22 protein-coding genes, 1 other RNA gene and 1 pseudogene are annotated in these 18,812 nt (G+C 72.6%); 17 read left to right on the top strand and 7 right to left on the bottom strand.

The annotated features are described in order from the left end of the window. Window positions 1–550 precede the first annotated feature (550 nt). From ACGF5G_RS04480 to ACGF5G_RS04455, 6 genes are all read right to left on the bottom strand, one after another. Window positions 551–2,506 (bottom strand): VWA domain-containing protein, encoded by a 1,956-nt coding sequence (locus tag ACGF5G_RS04480; RefSeq protein WP_393258924.1) that lies wholly within the window; start codon window positions 2,504–2,506, stop codon window positions 551–553. A gap of 2 nt (window positions 2,507–2,508) precedes the next feature. Continuing rightward, window positions 2,509–4,023 (bottom strand): magnesium chelatase, encoded by a 1,515-nt coding sequence (locus ACGF5G_RS04475; RefSeq protein ID WP_393258923.1) that lies wholly within the window; start codon window positions 4,021–4,023, stop codon window positions 2,509–2,511. A 62-nt stretch (window positions 4,024–4,085) separates the two neighbouring features. After that, window positions 4,086–5,153: a hypothetical protein gene (locus ACGF5G_RS04470; protein WP_393258921.1), complete on the bottom strand. Its 1,068-nt coding sequence runs from the start codon at window positions 5,151–5,153 to the stop codon at window positions 4,086–4,088. A 98-nt stretch (window positions 5,154–5,251) separates the two neighbouring features. Next, window positions 5,252–5,920 carry a response regulator transcription factor gene (locus ACGF5G_RS04465; protein WP_350703124.1) on the bottom strand — a complete coding sequence of 223 codons (669 nt, stop codon included), beginning with the start codon at window positions 5,918–5,920 and terminating at the stop codon, window positions 5,252–5,254. Next, window positions 5,917–7,161 (bottom strand): sensor histidine kinase, encoded by a 1,245-nt coding sequence (locus ACGF5G_RS04460; protein WP_393258919.1) that lies wholly within the window; start codon window positions 7,159–7,161, stop codon window positions 5,917–5,919. Before ACGF5G_RS04460 ends, ACGF5G_RS04465 begins: the two co-directional genes overlap by 4 nt. An 88-nt stretch (window positions 7,162–7,249) precedes the next feature. Then, window positions 7,250–7,747, bottom strand: coding sequence for a hemerythrin domain-containing protein (locus tag ACGF5G_RS04455; RefSeq protein WP_393258917.1), 498 nt, complete (start codon window positions 7,745–7,747; stop codon window positions 7,250–7,252). Window positions 7,748–7,967: 220 nt separating this feature from the next. On the opposite strand from ACGF5G_RS04455, the gene ACGF5G_RS04450 reads away from it, so the two are divergent. The 3 genes and pseudogenes from ACGF5G_RS04450 to ACGF5G_RS04440 all read left to right on the top strand — a co-directional run bounded on the left by ACGF5G_RS04450 (window position 7,968) and on the right by ACGF5G_RS04440 (window position 10,239). Further along, on the top strand, window positions 7,968–8,420 hold the full coding sequence (locus tag ACGF5G_RS04450) for a GNAT family N-acetyltransferase (protein ID WP_393258915.1): 453 nt from the start codon (window positions 7,968–7,970) through the stop codon (window positions 8,418–8,420). Window positions 8,421–8,494: 74 nt separating this feature from the next. Further along, a pseudogene (locus tag ACGF5G_RS04445) lies at window positions 8,495–8,668 on the top strand (aldo/keto reductase); the annotation flags it as partial. A gap of 62 nt (window positions 8,669–8,730) precedes the next feature. Next, complete coding sequence (locus ACGF5G_RS04440) at window positions 8,731–10,239, top strand: recombinase family protein (protein WP_393258914.1); 1,509 nt, start codon at window positions 8,731–8,733, stop codon at window positions 10,237–10,239. 12 nt (window positions 10,240–10,251) lie between these two features. Here the strand turns inward: ACGF5G_RS04440 and ACGF5G_RS04435 are convergent, their stop codons facing one another. Further along, on the bottom strand, window positions 10,252–10,455 hold the full coding sequence (locus ACGF5G_RS04435; RefSeq protein ID WP_393258912.1) for a helix-turn-helix transcriptional regulator: 204 nt from the start codon (window positions 10,453–10,455) through the stop codon (window positions 10,252–10,254). Between the two features lie 374 nt (window positions 10,456–10,829). Here ACGF5G_RS04435 and ACGF5G_RS04430 point away from each other — a divergent pair, with 374 nt between their 5' ends. The 14 genes from ACGF5G_RS04430 (at window position 10,830) to ACGF5G_RS04365 (ending at window position 18,798) form a co-directional block, all read left to right on the top strand. Then, window positions 10,830–11,108, top strand: a complete 279-nt coding sequence (locus tag ACGF5G_RS04430) for a hypothetical protein (RefSeq protein WP_393258910.1) — start codon at window positions 10,830–10,832, stop codon at window positions 11,106–11,108. 289 nt (window positions 11,109–11,397) lie between these two features. Further along, window positions 11,398–12,570, top strand: a complete 1,173-nt coding sequence (locus tag ACGF5G_RS04425; protein WP_393258908.1) for a hypothetical protein — start codon at window positions 11,398–11,400, stop codon at window positions 12,568–12,570. After that, window positions 12,570–12,881 (top strand): hypothetical protein, encoded by a 312-nt coding sequence (locus tag ACGF5G_RS04420; RefSeq protein ID WP_393258907.1) that lies wholly within the window; start codon window positions 12,570–12,572, stop codon window positions 12,879–12,881. Before ACGF5G_RS04425 ends, ACGF5G_RS04420 begins: the two co-directional genes overlap by 1 nt. Beyond that, window positions 12,881–13,456 (top strand): hypothetical protein, encoded by a 576-nt coding sequence (locus ACGF5G_RS04415; RefSeq protein WP_393258906.1) that lies wholly within the window; start codon window positions 12,881–12,883, stop codon window positions 13,454–13,456. Before ACGF5G_RS04420 ends, ACGF5G_RS04415 begins: the two co-directional genes overlap by 1 nt. Further along, the gene (locus tag ACGF5G_RS04410; RefSeq protein ID WP_393258905.1) at window positions 13,453–13,920 is read left to right on the top strand and encodes a hypothetical protein; all 468 of its coding nucleotides are present in this window, start codon (window positions 13,453–13,455) and stop codon (window positions 13,918–13,920) included. The genes ACGF5G_RS04415 and ACGF5G_RS04410 overlap by 4 nt, the downstream gene beginning before the upstream one ends. After that, window positions 13,920–14,084, top strand: coding sequence for a hypothetical protein (locus ACGF5G_RS04405; RefSeq protein ID WP_393258904.1), 165 nt, complete (start codon window positions 13,920–13,922; stop codon window positions 14,082–14,084). Before ACGF5G_RS04410 ends, ACGF5G_RS04405 begins: the two co-directional genes overlap by 1 nt. A gap of 156 nt (window positions 14,085–14,240) precedes the next feature. Next, a complete protein-coding gene (locus ACGF5G_RS04400; RefSeq protein WP_393258903.1) occupies window positions 14,241–14,453 on the top strand; it encodes a hypothetical protein in 213 nt (70 codons plus the stop codon). Further along, on the top strand, window positions 14,450–14,800 hold the full coding sequence (locus tag ACGF5G_RS04395) for a hypothetical protein (protein WP_393258902.1): 351 nt from the start codon (window positions 14,450–14,452) through the stop codon (window positions 14,798–14,800). Before ACGF5G_RS04400 ends, ACGF5G_RS04395 begins: the two co-directional genes overlap by 4 nt. A gap of 3 nt (window positions 14,801–14,803) precedes the next feature. Continuing rightward, window positions 14,804–15,067: a hypothetical protein gene (locus ACGF5G_RS04390; RefSeq protein WP_393258901.1), complete on the top strand. Its 264-nt coding sequence runs from the start codon at window positions 14,804–14,806 to the stop codon at window positions 15,065–15,067. After that, window positions 15,064–15,363 carry a hypothetical protein gene (locus ACGF5G_RS04385; protein ID WP_393258900.1) on the top strand — a complete coding sequence of 100 codons (300 nt, stop codon included), beginning with the start codon at window positions 15,064–15,066 and terminating at the stop codon, window positions 15,361–15,363. Before ACGF5G_RS04390 ends, ACGF5G_RS04385 begins: the two co-directional genes overlap by 4 nt. A gap of 102 nt (window positions 15,364–15,465) precedes the next feature. Continuing rightward, window positions 15,466–15,546: a transfer-messenger RNA gene (ssrA, locus tag ACGF5G_RS04380) on the top strand. A gap of 969 nt (window positions 15,547–16,515) precedes the next feature. Further along, the gene (locus ACGF5G_RS04375; RefSeq protein WP_393258899.1) at window positions 16,516–16,689 is read left to right on the top strand and encodes a hypothetical protein; all 174 of its coding nucleotides are present in this window, start codon (window positions 16,516–16,518) and stop codon (window positions 16,687–16,689) included. A gap of 38 nt (window positions 16,690–16,727) precedes the next feature. Continuing rightward, window positions 16,728–17,195: a hypothetical protein gene (locus ACGF5G_RS04370; protein ID WP_393258898.1), complete on the top strand. Its 468-nt coding sequence runs from the start codon at window positions 16,728–16,730 to the stop codon at window positions 17,193–17,195. Continuing rightward, a complete protein-coding gene (locus ACGF5G_RS04365; RefSeq protein ID WP_393258897.1) occupies window positions 17,185–18,798 on the top strand; it encodes a hypothetical protein in 1,614 nt (537 codons plus the stop codon). Before ACGF5G_RS04370 ends, ACGF5G_RS04365 begins: the two co-directional genes overlap by 11 nt. Window positions 18,799–18,812: the final 14 nt, after the last annotated feature.

Genomic DNA, 18,812 nt, shown 5'->3' with positions numbered 1-18,812 from the left:
CTGCGGGCGCTGTCGAGCTGCCCCACGAATGAGACCAGGAGCCGCCATCCTGCCGAGCCGTCCCACGCACTGACGCCGCACTCCGGCTGGCGGCAGCAACCGCCGGAACGATCCACGAGCGGCGAGATTGTCCGTACAGCCCCGCCGCCGGTGCGGCCGGCCGTCCGAGCAACCAGCCGTCGCGGCGGCCCAGCGGGCCAGCCCGTCCAGGAGCCGAGCCGTCCGAGGGATCCAGCCGTCGCTGCGGCCCGGTGGTCTCATGGACGGGGCAGCTCGACAGCGACGGTGTCCCCTGACGACGGCGGTGCCGCACAGGTGGGAGGCGGGCGCCGGGGGCCGGGGCCGGGGCGCTGCTGGTCGAGCCCGCGCAGCCTGAGCCGCAGGACAGAATCAGGCCGGCCGGTCCGGTTTCGCTGCGCCCGCGCCAGCCCGGCCAACGGACCAGCCGACCAGTCGACCAGCGGGGTCAGCGGACCAAGGGGCAGTGGGGTCAGCGGGCCAGCCGGGGTCAGCGGGCCGCCAGGGGAGCGGGCCAAAAGGGGCAGCGGGGTCAGCGGCGACGGGGCTGGCGGGCGCGGAGGTAGTCGGAGACGACGTACTCGCCGAGGTCTTCGAGGTCGGGGGTGAACATGCGGCCCTTCGAACGGCGGGCGACGGCGTCGACGAAGCGGCGCAGGCCGGGGTCGTCGCCGAGCATGAACAGGTTGAGCGTGGCGCCGTAGCGGGTCAGCCGGTCCACCTCGCGGACGGTCGCCTCGATCGTCTCCCGCAGGGGCGGCCAGTGGAACAGCGCCTCCCCGTCGTCCGGGTCCAGGTGGGCGGTCGGCTCCCCGTCGGTGACCACCAGCACCACGGGCTCGGCGCCCGGGTGCCGGCGCAGGTGCCGGCCGGCCAGCCGCAGCGCGTGCTGGAGGTTCGTACCCTGCTGCGTGTCCGGCTCGACGGCGGCCAACTCCTGTTGCGTCAGTGGCAGCGCCTCCCGGCCGAACCCGACGATCTGCAGCGCGTCCTGCGGGAACCGGGTGGCCATCAGGTGCGCCAGCGCCAGCGCGGTCTGCTTCATCGGGCCCCACCGGCCCTGCGAGATCATCGAGTAGGAAAGGTCGACGCAGAGGGCCACCGCCGCCGACGCCCGCCGCTCGGTCTCCACCACCTCGAAGTCCTCGACGGCCAGCTGCACCGGCACGCCCGTCCCGGCGCGACGGACGGCCCGGGTCAGCGTCCGCACCACGTCCAGGGGCTGCTCGTCGCCGTACTCCCACGGGCGGGAGCCCCCGCTGACCTCACCGGCGGCGCCCGCCGAGCGCAGGTCATGCTGGCCGCGCGGCCCGGCCGTCAGGTCGGCGAAGACCCGCCGCAGCGCGGTGCCGCCGAGCCGGCGCAGCGCCTTCGGGCTCAGGGTCAACCCGTCGGCGTCCCGGCTCACCCATCCCTGCCGGCGCAGTTCCCGCTCCAGCTCCCGCAGCCGGCGTACGTCCTCGGCGGCGTCCCGGCCCAGCGTCCGGGCCACCGCGTCGACGTCGACGTCGTCCAGGGTGGCGCCCGGGTGCTCCTGGTCGAGCTGGTCGAGCAGCTCGTCCAGTTCGGCGATCTCGCCGAGCGCGCCGGCGGCCTCGCCGTAGCCGAGCGGCCGGTCGCCGCGCACCCGCTCGCCCCGACCCCCGTGCAGGTCGGGCCGGAGCGCACGGAGGTTGGCGTCCAACGCGGCCAGCTCCCCGGCGAGCCGGTCGCCGAGCGACTGCCGCATCAGGCCCGCCAGCTCCTCCCGCTGCCGGTCGGACAGCGAACGCAGCAGCCGCTCCCCGGCGGCCGACCGGCGGGCCAGCACGTCGACCAGCTCGTCGACGTCGGCCGGCTGCTCCGGGAAGAACTCGCCGTGCCGGCGCATGAACTCGGCGAACGCGTCGGTGGTGTCCTCGGACCGGGCGTGCCGGGCCAGCAGGTCGTTCAGGTCGCGCATCATCTCGGCCAGCCGCCGCTGGGCGGCCGGGTCCGCCGAGGCGCGTACGGCGTCCCGCAGCCCGGCGAAGCGCTGGCCCAGCACGTCGTCGCGGAGCCCGTCCAGGATCCGCTGGTACGTCCGGTGCGCCTCGTCGCTGGCCCACCCGTAGCCCGCCAGTTCCGCCACCGCCCGGGCGGTCGAGCGGGGCAGGTTGTCCAGCACCGCCTCGGCGAACCGCGCGGCGTCGCCGTCGCGCCCGCGCAGCTCGTCCCGTTCGGCGGCGAGCGCCTGGTCGAGCAGGGCCCGGGCCCGGGTGACCGCACCGTCCAGGTCGCCCCGACGCAGCGCCTCCCGGCGCAGCCGCCTCGCCCGGGCGGCCAGGTCGTCGAGGCCGCCGCGCCCGTGCGGGCCCCGACGCAGCAGGTCGCGCAGCGCCTCCCGGAGACTGCCGCCGGCCAGCACCTCCGCGCCGACGGCGTCCACCGCGCCCCGCACGTCGTACGGGGGCGCGAGCGGGTCGGGGCCGCCGCGCCACTGCCCGTACCGGAACCGGTTGCCGGCCATGCTCAGGCCCGGCCGCCGTAGCGGGTCCGGCCGGAGTCCGTGACGTCCTTGCCGAGCCGGCGGGTCAGGTGCAGCCCCTCCAGGACGAACTCGACGCCGGCGGCGGCCTGCTCGGGGGTGGGCGCGTCGCCCAGCCCGAGCCGGTCCAGCGCCTTGGCGAGCCCGGGGACGGTGCCCACCTGGCGCAGCAGCTCCGCCGAGCTGACCAGCTCACCGGTCTCGATCACCGCGTCCTCGTCGACCAGGGCGGTGAAGCCGGACAGGTCCAGCCCGGCCAGCCGGGCCCGGAACGTCTCGGCCGTCGCGGTCCGCAGCAGGTGGCCGAGGATCTCGACCTCCCGCCCCTCCTCGCCGCTCTCGAACTCCACCTTCCCGCGCAGTGTCGACGTCACCGACACCGCGTCGCCCACCCGCGCAACCGGCACCTCCGATGGAAGGAAGGGCACCTTGCTATCGCCTGCGGTTGTATAGGGGGCCCTTCCTAACACCTCGGGCGGGTGGGGGGCGGCGGCGAGCAGGCCGGCGCGGCGCAGCGCGGCGGCGGCGACCGTCTCGGCGGCGGCGATCGCGAACCGGGCGGAGACGCCGGAGCGCGGGTCCACCGACGGCGACTCGCGTACCGCGCGGGCGAACCGCGCGAGGACCTCCAGCACGTGCTCCGGCACCTCGGCGACCGGGTCGGCCTCCTGCCGGATCAGGGCCAGCTCCAGGTCGAGGTCGGCCGGATAGTGGGTGCGTACCTCCGCGCCGAAGCGGTCCTTCAGCGGGGTGATGATCCGGCCCCGGTTGGTGTAGTCCTCCGGGTTGGCGCTGGCCACCAGGAACAGGTCCAGCGGCAGCCGCAGCTGGTAGCCGCGGACCTGGATGTCCCGCTCCTCCAGCACGTTGAGCAGCGCCACCTGGATTCGCTCGGCCAGGTCGGGCAGCTCGTTGACCGCGAAGATGCCCCGGTTGGTGCGCGGCACGAGACCGAAGTGGATGGTCTCCGGGTCGCCGAGGGTGCGCCCCTGGGCGACCCGGATCGGGTCGACGTCGCCGATCAGGTCGCCGACGCTGGTGTCCGGGGTGGCCAGCTTCTCGCCGTAGCGCATCGAGCGGTGCAGCCAGGCGACCGGCAGGTCGTCGCCGGCCTCGGCGACCAGCGCCCGGGAGGCCGGGGTGAGCGGGTGCAGCGGGTGCTCGTTGAGCACCGAGCCGGCGATCACCGGGGTCCACTCGTCGAGCAGCCCGACCAGCGAGCGGATGAGACGGGTCTTGCCCTGGCCCCGTTCGCCGAGCAGCACCATGTCGTGGCCGGCGAGCAGCGCCCGCTCGACCTCGGGCAGCACGGTGTCGTCGTAGCCGACGATGCCGGGGAAGCGGTCGGCGCCGGAGCGCATCCGGGCCAGGAGGTTGTCGCGGAGTTCCTGCTTGACCGTGCGGTACGCGTGGCCGGCCGCCCGCAGCGCGCCGAGCGTGCCGGGTAGGTCGGCCGGTGGGACCGGGGTAACCGGGGAAGGCGCAGTCACCCGACCCACGCTAGCTCACGGAGGCGGGGGCGCCCGGTCCGTCGACCGGGCGCCCCCGCCGTCGGTACGGCTCAGCCTCGGCCGCAGTCCCCGCAGGCGCCCCGGCGGCGCAGGTGGTACGCGTACGTGGCCGCGCCGAGGGCGACGCCCCAGAACGGCCACAGCAGCATCGGCGCGGTGGCCAGGCTGACCTCGCCGAAGTCCCAGAAGTCGGGGGTGGCGAGCAGGCCGAGGGTCGCCGCGGTGACCGCCACCGCGACGAGGGTGGCCGGGACCACGGCGAGTTTCACCGGCACCGGCCGCCCGGCCAGGCCGACCATCCAGCGCGGGAACCGCTCGCCCCAACGCTGCACCAGGCCCACTGTGAGGATCGCGCCCACCAGCGCGAACCCGCCCAGCCCGGCGCCCGCCCACACCAGCCCGCTCGCCCGCATCTCGTCGAGGAACGACTGCTCGATGCCGAGCGGGATGCCGGCCGCCCAGGCGAGCCGGGTGACGGCGTACAGGGCCGGGATGGTGGCCGCGACCCAGGCCGCCCAGCGCCCCCAGCGGGTGGCCGAGGCGGGCGAGGTCCAGCCGTGGTCGGTGCCGTCGCGCCCGCACTCCGGGCAGGCGCCGGCGGTGCGCCGCTGCCAACCCAGCACGGCCCCGGCGAGCAGCACCCCGCTGACGACGGCCGCGAACCGGGCGAACAGCGCCCAGGTGAAGACGTCGGCGTAGTCCACCGGCGGCCAGCCGAACGGCGCACCGATGACCAGGATAGGGGCGTATCCGAGGATGGTCAGCACTCCCACGTCCGGCACGACGACGGCCAGCAGGAACGCGACCGTCCAGGCGTACGCCGACAGCAGCGCCCGCAGCGACCGGCCCGGACGCTGCGGGCCGGTCATGGCGAGCGCGGCGACGGCGGCACCGAGCAGCAGCGCGGCGAACAGCGGTGGCCCGACGGTGGTCGGGACCAGCCGCAGCAGGTTCGTGTCCCCGCCGGGGTCGTTCGCGCCGAACGGGTAGCCGGCGCCGGTGACGGTGGAGACGAGGGCGAGCACGCCCCACAGGCCGAACCAGGCGGCGGCGAGCGGGGCGAGCCGGGCCGACCGGTGCACGGCCGGCCGGCGGGTGGGCGGAAGGGTCGTCGTCATGCCTTCAGCCTCGGCCGGCGGGCCCCGCGTTCCCTCCCGTGCGGCGGTGAACCCACTCCCCCTCCGGAGGGAACCACCTGCTGAACCAGGAAGGGCCCTCAGCCCGACGGGGTGACGAACCCCGACTCGTACGCCGCGATCACCGCCTGGGTGCGGTCGCGCACGCCGAGCTTGGCCAGCACGTTGCCGACGTGGGTCTTCACCGTCTCCACGCCCACCACGAGGTGCGCGGCGATCTCGGGGTTGGACAGGCCGGTGGTCATCAGCCGCAGCACCTCGGCCTCCCGGTCGGTGAGCCGGGCGGCCTCCAGCCGGTCGGCGCCCCGCCCCCCGTACGCCCCGGCGAGGCGGCGGATGGCGGCGGGGAAGAGCAGGGACTCGCCCCGCGCGACCACCCGGACCGCCTCCACCACCTCCGCCGGCCGGGCCCGCTTGAGCAGGAACCCGCTGGCCCCGGCGCGGAGCGCGTCGTAGACGTACTCGTCGTTGGCGAACGTGGTCACCACCAGCACCCGGGGCGGGTCGGCCGAGGTGGCGAGCAGCCGCCGGGTGGCCTGGATGCCGTCGATGCCGGGCATCCGCACGTCCATCAGCACCACCTGGGGGCGCAGCCGGGCGACCAGCGGCGGCACCTCCGCGCCGTCGGTGGCCTCGCCGAGCACCCGCAGGTCGGGCTGGGCGTCGAGGATGGCCCGCAGCCCGACCCGGATCAGCTCGTCGTCGTCGACGATCAGCACGCCGGTGGTGGTCGTCGCGGTGTCGGTCATCGGGTCCCCTCGAACGGCAGCCGTACCTGGATCCGCCAGCGGTCGCCGTCGGGCCCGACGGTCAGCCGGCCGCCGAGCAGCAGCACCCGCTCCCGCATCCCGTCCAGGCCCCGGCCGCCCCGGCCCGGGTCGGCGCGGCGCCGGCGGCCCACCGCGTTGTCCAGCTCCAGCTCCAGCGCGTCGGCGTGGACGCCCAGGCGCAGCGTGACCGGCCCCCGACCGTACCGGGCGGCGTTGGTCAACCCTTCCTGGACTATCCGGTAGCCCTCCCGGGAGACGGCCGCGGGCAGGTCGGCGAGGTCGCCGGCGCACCGCGTGTCGACGGGCAGGCCGGCCGTGCGGGTGTCGGCCACCAGCCGGTCCAGGTCGGCGAGCGTACGCTGCGGGGCGGGCGCGGCCCGCCCGCCCGCGGGCTCGCGCAGCAGCCCGAGCACGTGGTCCAGGTCGTCCATGGCGGTGCGCCCGGCCTCCTCGATCGCGGTCAGCGCGCGCCGGGCGAACTCCGGGTCCCGGTCGAGCAGCTCGCGGGCCGCCCCCGCCTGGAGGGTGGCGACGGTCAGGGCGTGCCCCACCGAGTCGTGCAGCTCCCGGGCCAGCCGGTTGCGTTCGGCGAGCCGGGCGGCGCGGGCCTCCAGGGCCGCGATCCGTTCCGCCTGGGCCGGGCCGAGCAGCACCGGGGCCATCGACACGGCCAGCGCGCCCAGCCCGGCGACGGTGTAGCCGAGCGCCACCAGCACCACGATGCCCGTGAGGGTCAGCCAGCCGGTGTCCCGCCCGTCGAACGGCCCGAACCGGTCTCCGCCGGTCATCCCGGTGTCGAGGCCGAACTGCTGGCCGATGAAGGCCAGCGCCATCGGCACCGCGCTGAACAGGGCGGCCACCACCAGCCCGCCGCTGACCAGGTGCAGCCCGATCCAGAGCGCCGAACGCAGCCGGGTCTCGCGGTCGGCGGCGTGCCCGGGCGCCGGGTCGGGCAGGTCGACGCCGAGCAGGGCCCGCGCGGCTGCGATCTCCAGCGCCCGGGGGCCGTCGAGGAAAACCGGGACCGCCGCGATGGTCGCCGCGACGACGAGCAGCCCCAGCACCAGCGGCCGGGGCACGTCGGGCTGCGTCAGCAGCTGCGCGAAGGCCACCGCCAGCAGCACGTACGGCAGCACGAGCACCCCGCCGAGCAGCAGGAACACTCCGCGCCGCCAGGTGCTGCCGGCCACCAGCGGGGCGAGGACGGTGCGGGGCTTCACCCGCCCATTCTGTCCCGGGGCCGCCCCGCGCCGACTCCCCCGCGTCGGGGAGATCGGTGGCCCGGCCGCCGGTCGGACGAGGGGCGCGTCAGCGGTGCTCGTCGACGTAGCGCTGCGGGTCCTTGTCGGTGAAGGGCAGGTCGCGGCCGTTCTTGTGCTCGCCGTAGAAGGTCAGCCAGCGGCGGCCCAGCTCGGCGCGCAGCTCGGCGCTCGCGTGCCGGCGGAAGTCGGGCAGCGCCTCGTCCTCCTCCTCGGCGAGGTGCTCGCTGTTCTCCCGGCGGGCGGTACCCACTGCCGCCCACCACTGGTCGGAGCCCACCGGGTGCAGCTTGGACTCGGCGACCGCGTCGCGGATCTTGTTGTGGTCGCCGATGGCGTCGACGGTTTCGGCCTCGCCGTCGTCGCCGTGGCGCACCAGGTGCGGGTAGAGGATCGTCTCCTCCGCCTCGGCGTGGATGTCGAGGTGCAGGGCGAGCGCGTCCCAGATCGCCAGCAGCTCGTGCTCGTCGCGGGCGTCGTCGAGGCGGGCGAAGCCCCGCCGGAAGGCGGCGTGGTCGTCGAGGATCAGCGCGGTGATGTCGTCCATCGGGCTCACTTTCCGGTTCGGTGCAGCAGGCGGGGCATCGCCCGGGACCCGAACTGCCAGGTGCCGAGGCCGATCTTGGACAGGGGCTTCGGGGTGTCGAGCTGGACGAAGCGCATGGCACCGAACCTACCCGGACAAGAGGGACGGTACGCCCGTTCGGGCTCGCGCAGAGAGCGGCAGCGCCAGGTGCCGCTCGCCGCACCTCCGGCACAATGGTCGGGTGCGATTCCTCATCCGGCCCGCCCGGCCCGACGAGGCGACCGAGTTGACCGAGCTGGCGCTGCGCTCCAAGGGCCACTGGGGATACGACACCGAGTTCCTGGCCCGCTGCCGGACGGAGCTGACGCTGACGCCGGCGGACGTGACTGCCCGACACGTGGCGGTGGCCGAGCGGGACGGCCGGGTGGTGGGCCTGGTGGTGCTCGCCGGCGCGCCGCCCGACCTGGAGCTGGACATGCTCTTCGTGGACCCGCCGGCGATCGGCACCGGCGCCGGCCGGGTGCTGTTCGACCACGCCGTGGCCACCTCCCGCACCGCTGGCGCCCGTACGCTGTGGATCGAGGCGGACCCGGGCGCCGAGGCCTTCTACCGGCACGTCGGCGCGGTACCCGCCGGCACCCGCGTCTCCCCCTCCACCGGCCGCACCCTGCCCCGCCTCCGCTACGACCTCTGACCTCCGCGTCGGATCGGGCGGGGGTCTAGGGTCGGGGCGTGACGTACCTGGCAGCGGACGACCGCTACGAGACGATGGCCTACCGGCGCAGCGGGCGCAGCGGGTTGCGGCTGCCCGCGATCTCGCTCGGGCTGTGGCACAACTTCGGCCCGGACCGCCCGTACGAGCGGCAGCGGGACATCGTCCGCCGTGCCTTCGACCTCGGCGTGACCCACTTCGACCTGGCCAACAACTACGGCCCGCCGCCGGTGACCTATTTCCGTCTCGCGCGTGTCGCCCGTTGCGTGTGTCGAGCTGCTACCTTACGCGTGTGACTAACTCACGCATCCGTAACCGCTGGGTACTCTACCTCCGCCTCTCCGAGCAGGACGACGCATCGACCGGCATCGCCCGGCAGGAGGCCGACCTTCGCGACCGCGCCGCTCGCGAAGGCGCTGAGGTCGTTGCGATCCTTGTCGACGACGGACTCTCCGGCCGGCGACGCAGAGCAAAGGGCGACGAGGCCCTCGCGATGCTCGTCCGAGGCGAGGCCGACACCCTCGCCGTCTGGAAATTCGACCGATGGAGCCGGCAGGGCCTCTCCGCGCTCGCCGACCTGCTCGAGGTGCTCGACGACCGGCGCGACGCCCGCTTCATCGCCGACCGTGACGGCCTCTCCTCCGATCAGCCCGCGTGGCGCATCATCGCCGCAGTGCTGGCCGAGGTCGCCCGGATGGAGTCGGAGAACACGAGTGCCCGAGTCCGGTCGTCGATCGCCGCTCTCCGAGCTGCTCGCCGCTTCAGCGGAGGCGCGGTGCCCTACGGCTACGTACCGGCGCAGCGCCCCGACGGCCCCGGTCGCGTCCTCGTCGTCGACCGGGCTGAGGCCGCCATCATTCGCGAGCTCGCCGAGCGCGTGCTCGACGGCGAAAGCGTGTGGCGTCTCGCGCGTGAGCTGAACGAGCGAAAGGTACCGACCGCCCGCTCGGAGCGCCGACGCCGCGCCCGTCAGGGCCAGAAGGGCGGCAACCTCGGCAACTGGAACATGACGAGCCTCCGCAAGCTGCTTACCGGCGACGCAGTGCTTGGCTACTACCGGCATGGCGGCGACCTGCTGCGCAACGATGACGGTCTGCCGATGCGTGCGTTCGCGCCGATCCTCGACGACGCCCAGGTCGCCCGGATGCGCGACCTCTTCGCGCCCGAAGCTGACGGCACCCCGAAGCCGCAGCGTCGCCGGGCCGCTCGCCTGCTCTCCGGCCTCGTTTACTGCGCCGAGTGTGGGCACAAGATGTACGTACGCGACGACAAGCTGAGCAAGGGCGGCGCGCAGTATCGCTGCCCGGCGAAGGGCCGCGGACTGCTCTGTCCTGAGGTGCGCATTGCCGCCGGCAGCCTCGAGGAGCACGTCGTAGCTAACCGCCTCCGGTACGTCGGTCACTGGCCGGTGACGCGCGAGGAGGTGCAGGTTAATTCGGCCGGCGAGGCGTCGCTCGCAGAGATCGAGCAGGCGATCAGGGACACGACCGCCGCTCTCGGCCGCGACGACGCAGACGTGCCGGCACTCCTCGGGCGCCTTGAGGCATTGAAGGTGCGACGCGCCGAGGTGCGCGACGCAGGGCCGTCAAGGCAGGTCGTCATCGTCGAGACCGGGCAAACCTACGCCGAGGCCCTCGCCGACGCGCAGCAGGCCGGCGATGTCGAGCAGCAACGCGCCCTAGTCGTAAATCTGCTCGAGCGTGTAACCGTGCGGCGTGCAACCGTGCAGAGCGGGCGCTTCGACCCGAGCCGCGTCGACATCGTCGAGCCCATGGGCGACCCGGCGCACACGCAAGACTGACCGTCTACACGCCTACGACTCGAGCTCCGGCTCGCCCAGGTGGGGCCGGTGCTCCCGTATCCATGCCTCGACGTCGGCTATCTGCCACACGGCGCCCATGCCGAGCACGTCATACGGCGCAGGGAAGTCGGGGCGGTCGATGATCTCGGCCGCCCTCTGCCTGCTAACGCCGAGCCGACGGGCGATTTCGCCCCTCCCATAGAGATACCTCGGCACCTGCGCAGGCTAGTCACGTCGATCCCCTGTCAAACAGCAGGCCCGGCACACCGCACCCTGCACCTTGACAAGGGCTGGCCCTCGGATGAGCATCGAGTAATGCGCATCTCACGCAAGGCGACACCCGTACCCTTCGCTCCCTGGCACCGACGCACCCTCCGACGCGTCGGTCTCCTCCGATGGGCGCTCGCGTGCTCCTGCGGCGCTCCGTCGTGGCGTCGATGCTTCGACCGGCGTTACCCGACCCCGCCCGGCCCGCTCACGCGCCCCGACCCGCCCGCGTGGCTGGCCCGGACCAACGCCCTGCCCATCCTCGACCCGCCGACCGTCTCGACACCCGCCCAGATCGTCAGGGCGAACGGAGGTCACTGGTCGTGATCGCCCTCGTGCCCGGACAGACCATCCGCGTACCTACGCAGCACTACGCCTTCGGCGAGGGCGAGCTTCACATGAGGGTGACCGAGCACCTCGGCGAGTACACCCTCGGCGGCGAACGATGGGCCGAGCTGAAGGGGTACAACATCCGCCCCGACGGCACGCTCGCAAAGCAGGAGCGCTACGCGAGCGTGCGCATCAAGCATGTGCGCGTCGTCGCCGAGCCGGACGCGAGGCGCGGAGCGAGCGCCGGAGGAGGTTCGAGCGTGACGAAGTGACGGTTCTTACGTCACTTCATATTCTGCTTCTATGTCTTCTCCTCCTCCTTAAAGCATCTATATAGAGTGACGCTCTTTCCGTCACTTCGTCACTTCCGACCCGCACGCGCCGCCCGCCCACACAGCTCGGGGCCTTCTCGCGACCGCCGGCACCCCGCCGCCGGCACCGCCGAGGAGGCCCCGTCTCGCGTCTGCGACTCGCTCCGAAACCGCCGTGCACACCTCGCGCACCTCTGGCGCATGAGTCCTTCGACCGAGCACCACCGCCGCTCACGAAGGAGCCCGCGCAGTGACGCACATCTTCGACCACACCGACCGCGACGGCGACCGGCTCGTTGCCCGCACCTTCGGCGACAGCATCATGGTCGACAACTTCAACCGGGGTGGGCTCGGCGCGACCGTCCGCCTCGGCTCGAAGCAGGTCGCCGACCTCCGCGCCGCCCTCGAGCCGCACGACCCGACGGCGAAGAAGCCCGAGCCGACGCCGCCGGTCATCGTGCCGGGTCTCGAGTACCGGCTCCTGCCCGACGCTCGGATCTCCGAGATCACCGGCGATGCCCGGTCGGAGGCCGTCGACGACGAGGTGACCCGCGTCCGCGTCGAGGAGCTCAACCCGTACGACTCGACCGGCACCGCCCGCGTGACGGGCCTCGACGGTCGCAACGCGCACGCTAAGGGCCGATACATCGTCGGACGGCGCTTCCTCGCCCGTCTCGAGGCCCCGGCCGCCGAGCCCGCCCCGCTGAAGGTCGGCGACGTCGTCGCCCTGAAGCCGGGCGCGAAGACCTCCTTCGGGGGCGGTGTCTACTTCGCCGATGACGTGACCCGCGTCCAGGTCGTCAGCACCGACGGCGACGAGGTCTACGTCGAGAACGTCAACGGCTCCGGCGTCGACGGTCACAGCCCCGGGCGGCAGTTCGTCGGCCGCGCCCACCTCGGCGACCCGGAGCAGGCTCCGGCGTTGAAGGTCGGCGACCGGGCGCGCGTGACCGGCGACTCGGCAGAGTGGCTCCACGAGTTCGAGCCGGGCACCGCCGTGACGCTGCTCGAGGAGAGCGACAACTACAGCGGCGGGCGGGGCGGTCGCGGCGGGTGGGCCTGCAAGGGTGACGACGATGTCATGTGGAACGTCGCGACCGCCGACCTCGTTCCGCTCGGCTCGTCCCTGGCGAGCGACGAGGCCCTCGAGACGCTGCGGCAGAAGCTCGCGACGATGACCGGCGCCCCGGCGCTGACCCCGCGCAAGGGCGCGACGCCGACCTACTCGATCGTCGACGAGACGCACGTCTTCCGCGACGCCGCGGAGCCTGAGCAGCTCGACGACCTCCGCGTGCGGGCAGTCGAGAAGACGCTCGAGCTGTTCGGCGCGAGCGACTTCGAGGAGGTCGCAGCAAGCGAGATCATCGCCGTCGCCGCGTACATCGCGGGCGAGATCGACGCCGACGACGAGGCCGCCGCCTGATGAAGCGCCTCGCCCCGTACGCCCTCGGCGGTGCCCTGATCGGCACCGTCGGGGGCGTCGCCCTCGCCCTCGGCCTCTGGTGGCTCGTCTGGGCAGCCTGGGCGCTCTACTTCGCCGTCGCGGAGGGGATCGCCCTGAAGCGCTCGCGCTCCGGCGACACGCTCTCCGAGCACGTTTGGGCGCTGTTCGCCATCAACCTGCCCGGTCGCCCGCCCCACGAGGTGACCGGCTCCGTCCGACTGCGCCGCTTCCTTCTGCTCGCGGGCCTCGCGTGGCTCGTCGCGCACTTCCTGACCGGAGGTCTCTTCTGATGGACGAAAGCACTCCGCTCATGCTCGCGCACTTCGAGGTGAGCGACCGTTTCGACGGCGACGACGAGCTGCACTTCTACGTCGTCGGCTCCGGTCCGAGGTACCTCGGCCGTTCGGATGTCGAGCGCCTGCGCGACCACCTGACCGCGCTCCTCGGCGACGGCGCGGAGCCGTCCGGACCGACGGCCGCGGCGCCGGTCGAGGTCGGCAAGGAGTACCGGCTTCTGCCGGACTCGCGCTACGTCACGGGCGCGTCGAGCGTCTTCGTGGACGACCGCACCACCTGTGTTCGCGTCGTGCGGGGGCGGGACGGCGACGGAGACGTGCTCGTGAGCGCCATGGACGGCGACGACCCAGGCTTCACGGCACACGTCGACCCAAAGTACCTCGCCCCGCTCGACGATCCGATCGGCGACGTCGCCGACGTGATCGCCGGCAAGGCGTCGGTCGCCGACATCGCCCAGGCGGCGCGCGAGGTCGCCTCGCGGCTGGGATGCGCTGGTCTGCCCGTAAGCGACGACATCGCGAACGCCTTCACGCACTTCGCCGACCTGCTCTCGAAGGAGCCCTCGTGACCAACCGTGTAAACGCCCTCTCCCTCGCGATGGAGGTCGTCGACGACGCGACTCGGGGCCTGCCCTTCTGGCGCCGCGGGTCAGCCGTCGACCGGGCCGGTGCCGCCCTCGAGGTCGCTCGCTTCCTCGTCGGCGAGGAGGAGCTCGACGAGGGCTACGACGAAGAGGAGCCGGAGCAGGGCGAGACGTCGATCGACGGCCCGCTCGACCTGGCGGAGGCGACGCCCGTCGGTCCCGCTCGTCGCGTCGAGTGCATCGCCTCTCCCGGCGACTACGCCTACGTGCGCCCCGGCAAGGTGAGCGGGAAGCCGTTCGTGCACATCGAGGTGCACGCGGACGGCGAGACCGAGTCGGTCTTCCTCGCCATCTCTGAAGCGCGCCGCTTCGCCGCGGGCATCCTCGACGCCGCCGACGAGGCTGAGGGCGGGTCGCCGCTGCTGCACTTCGTGAAGACGGATGCGTGATGGCTGAATTCCTGCTGAAGCTCGCCGCCTCTGGGATCGTCGCGATCCTGATCAAGGCGATCTCCGTGGCGGTCGGCTTCGCTCTCGCATGGTGGCTCGCCGCCCTGATCGCCCTCGCGATCGTCTTCGGCGGCGTGCTGATTCTGACTGACGGCGACTTCTAGCCCGTCCAGACCCTCTGTAAGGCGCCACACGCGTTAGGGGTATACCGACCTACCTCGGACGCCTGAAAGCCCGCGAGAGAGCCTCTCGCACACCCTGCACGGCTACGCCTCGTCGAGGGGGCGGGGCGTAGCCGTGCCTGCGGAAGGAGTTAAGAAGTGAAGCACCGAGTAACCCTGACGAGCACCGGCCGTATCAGCTCGGCTCGTCTTGTCGGCACCGCCGACGCTCTGACCGGCCTCGCCCGGCAGGCGGAGGTGTGGCACCGCTTCCGCCGTCAGCACGGCCGGCTCGGCTCGGCCTTCCTGCTGTGCGTCGCCCTGCGGCGCGGCGTGTCCCTGTCCGGCCCCGTCGTGGGGTGCAGCCGATGATCCGACGCATCCGTCGCCGGCTGCGCGCGGTGTGTACCTCGGTCGTGCTCGTCTTCGCCGGCCTGGGCCTCGCCGCGTGCGCCGTCACCTCCGGCACCGTCACCGGGAAGCAGCACGAGCCGGCCCGCGAGTGGGCGACCTACGAGACCGACTACGACACGCGCTGCACCGGCACCGGCTCGTCGCGGCGCTGCACGCAGGTTCCCGACGGCGTCGACGCGGTCGAGCACGCGACGCCCGAGTGCTACCGGCTCGACCTGAAGCACGAGGACGCGACCGGCTCGGTCTGCGTCGACCGGGAGACCTTCGAGCGCGTGCAGGTCGGCGACCACTACGAGGAGGGCTGAGGCATGGCGCGGTACATGGGAAAGGACGACGCCGAGGTCTTCCGCGCCGTCATCGTCACGACCTACCCTGCCGAGCCGGAGTCGGACTACCCGCCGCACCGCGTCGAGCGCAAGAGCACGACGCACGCGGGGCCGTACCGAACGAAGGGCGCAGCGAGAGCCGCGGTCGAGCGCGAGTCGAGGCCCGCTCGCTTCTGGGCCGAGCAGGGCGTGACGTCCGAGGGCTACGTCGAGAAGGCGTCGATCACCTGGGAGCGCGTCGAATGACCGATGAGCTCGAGGAGACCGAGGAGCAGATCGACCCCGACGAGCTCATCGCCCAGGCTGCCCGCGACGCTGCTCCACGCTACGGCCTCGACCCGGACGACTTCGCACGGCGCGTACTGGCGCAGCGCGACCGCCGGAAGGAGCGAGCGTCTCGGCCGGCGAAGGAGTGCTCCGACTGCCGCGAGCACCTGCCCGCGCGCATGTTCGCAGAGGACGCCGCGCGACCGGATGGGTTGCAGCGCTACTGCAAGAGGTGTGCCTCCGACCGTGTAAACCGATCTAGGCGCATGAGTTAGGTAGCGGGGCCGTACGCGTATCGGCCCTGCCCCGCGACGCGTCCTGCCGTGTGCGATCCGTGAGCCCTTTGGGACGGACCGACGGCAGGGCCGCGCCTGCGAGGGGCGGGTAGGTCTCGACGTCGACGAAAGCCGCACGCGGAACGTCGGCGGACTCGGGTTCGACTCCCGACCGCTCCACGAACGCCCCTCCGGTCCGATGCGCCCTCTCGGCGTATGACGTTGCTCGAGCTCGACTCGAGGCGCTGACGAGCGCGGGCTACGCCGTCGCAGGGAAGATGACAGACCCGAGGGAAGGCTCGGGCTTACACGAAAGCGCCGTGCGAGTCGGCCAACCTGCGCACTAACCACCACCCCGCACGCCCCGGCTGTGCGCTCCCCTGCTGCTGACTAAGCGCGGGTCGAGCGCCGCCGGGGCGTCTTCGTATCCGAGGTCGCTCATGCCTACGCCGCCCGCACTGCTGCGCCTGCGCGTGATCCGCTCCTCGGGCTACCGCTGCCAGGTACGCCGAGGCGGTCGCCCGTGCGGCGCGCCTGCCTGCCGTACCGCCCCCGACCCTGCCCACCCCGACGACCTCCTCGCCGCATGTCTCGTCCACGCAGGCTGAGGCCCTGCTCTCGCCCAGGCTGCCCGACGCTCGTCGACGCCGCACTGACGGACCGACGGTGCGACGAGTGCAAGCGTGAGGCAGAGCGCGCACGAGGTACCGCGGCCGAGCGTGGCTACGGCGCAGCGTGGCAGGTGCGACGCGATGACTTCCTCGGTTCGCATCTCTTCTGCGTGCTGTGTGCTGCGCCCTCCCGTGTGGCAGACCACTACCCACACAGCAGGCGTGAGCTCGAAGCCATGGGCGTGCCTGACCCTGACGCAGACGAGCACCTGCGCGCTCTGTGCGTCTCGTGTCACTCGAGCGAGACCGCACGGCTTCAGCCTGGCGGTTGGCACGCTGCGTGACTGCTTACCCTGCGTGACGCTTGCCCTCCCTACCCCCGGGGGGTACCTCCCATCGAGGCAGGTCACAGGACCGCTGGGGAGGCGTCTCGGAGGTCCGTCAGGTTCAAAGACTCTGCGTGACCCGCCAAACACCCCGTTTCCGCTACGCAACGTAGCGGCCGATCAGTCTGCGCAACGCAGCCCGAGAGGACGACCCAATGCTGCGCGACTACCTCTTCCCTGCTTTTCGCCTCGGCCGATACGAGGTCCGGGCCTATTTCGAGCCTCGATCTTTCGGCGTCCTGATCCGCTGGGGCCGCCTCTCGAGCGGCGTGTGCGTGATCGCGCATCTCGGCCCGTTCGGCGCCTACGCCGAGCCCTACGACGACTGACTGACGCCGCGCAACGCAGCTCGAGAGGATGATCGACGATGCCGAAGGGCGGCGCACGCGCCCGCTCCGGCCCTGCGCCCGACCCCGACGCCCTTCGCCGCGACCGGGACGCGGGCGAATGGACGGTGCTTCCCGCTGAAGGCCGAGACGGCGACCCGCCGGCCTTCCCTCTGATCGACCCCTCCGGCCGCGAGGTCGAGCTCTGGCGCGGCGAATGGCTACGCCCGCAGGCCCTCGCCTGGGAGCGCCTCGGCCTCGAGCACGAGGTCGCCCTCTACGTCCGTAACCTCGCCCTCGCCGAGCAGCCCGGCGCGCCCGTCACGCTCTCGACGCTCGTGAAGCAGCTCCGCGACTCGCTCGGCCTGAGCGTCGCTGGCCTGCGCGCGAACCGTTGGCGTATCGCTCGCGACGAAGTCGCCGAGAAGCGCGAAGGCACCGGCCGACCGGCTGCTTCCCGCAGCTCCTCGGCCCGCGCTCGCCTCGAGGTGATCGACGGTGGCGCCTAACCCCGAGTACCGCGTCGACTTCCCTACCCTCTGGGTCGCCGCCGATTGGATCGAGTCGCACTGCGTCGTGCCGGACGGCTTCCGCAAGGGCGACCCGTTCACCATGTACGACTGGCAGCTCTGGGCGACGGTCAACTTCTACCGCGTCAAGAAGGCCGCTCGTGCCGGTCAGCTCGCGACCGCTTTCCACTACCGCCGCGGGCAGGTCGTCGCCCCGCAGAAGACCGGCAAGGGACCATGGACGGCCGCTCTCTGCGCCTGCGAGGGCGTGGGGCCGACGGTTTTCGCCGGCTTCGCCGAGGGCGGCGAGCTCTACGACTGCCGCGACTTCGGCTGTGGCTGCGGCTGGGCCTACGAGTACGCGCCCGGCGAACCGATGGCGATCCCTCGGCCGACGCCCCTTATTCAGATCACGGCCTTCTCCGAGGAGCAGACCGACAACGTCTACCGGCCGTTGCAGAACATGATCCGCTACGGCCCGCTCGGCGAGACGATGCGCGTTGGTGAGGCGTTCATCCGCCTGCCGAACGACGGCCGGATCGACGTCGTGACGAGCTCGGCTCAGAGCCGCCTCGGTAACCCGGTGACGTTCGTCCTTCAGGACGAGACCGGCATCTGGACGGTCGCGAACAAGATGGACAAGGTCGCCACCACGCAGCGCCGAGGCGCGGCCGGCATGGGCGGTCGCACCTTCGAGACCACGAACGCATGGGATCCGAGCGAAGACTCCGTCGCGCAGCGCACCGCCGAGTCGCGCGTGACCGACATCTTCCGCCTTCACCGCGTGCCGCCTGCACACCTGAGCTACCGCAACAAGGTCGACCGCCGGAAGATTCACCGCTACGTCTACGCAGGCTCGACTCACGTCGACCTCGACGGCATCGAGGCCGAGGCCGCCGAGCTGCTCGAGAAGGACCCGGCGCAGGCCGAGCGCTTCTTCGGTAACCGCATCGTCTACGGCGCCGACGCCTTCATCGAGGGCGACGCCTGGGACGGTCGGAAGCAGCCGCGCGAGGTGCTCGCGGGCACGGCGGTCGTGCTCGGCTTCGACGGCTCCGACGTCGATGACTGGACGGTCATCCGCGCCGAGACCGAGGACGGCTATCAGTTCACGCCGACCTACGGGCCGGACAGGCGGCCTACCGTTTGGAACCCCGCCGAGTGGAGCGGGCAGGTGCCGCGCCTCGAGGTCGAGTCGGCGGTCGACGAGCTGTTTACACGCTTCCGCGTCGTGCGTTGGTACGGCGACCCGCCCGGCTGGGAAACCGAACACGATCAATGGGCCGCGCGGTACGGCGAGAAGCGAGTCTTGCGCTTCGAGACCTACCGGCCGGTGCAGATGCACGCCGCGTGCGAGCGGCTCCGTACCGACGTCCTGAAGGCCGACTCGTCCTTCACGCATGACGGCTGCTCGACGACCGCGACGCACGTCCGCAACGCCCGCAAGCTCGCCCGGCCGAACCAACGGTACGTGCTCGGCAAGCCGGCGCAGCACCAAAAGATCGACGCCTGCGTGACCTCGATCGTCTGCCACGAAGCGGCCGGCGACGTGACCGCCGCGCGCCTCTGGCCGTCGACGACTTCCTACGTCTATAGCGCCTGACCTCACCGAGGAGG

This window comes from Micromonospora sp. NPDC047730, from assembly GCF_043204765.1.
GTDB lineage: Bacteria > Actinomycetota > Actinomycetes > Mycobacteriales > Micromonosporaceae > Micromonospora.
This window is presented reverse-complemented; position numbering and strand designations above follow the sequence as displayed.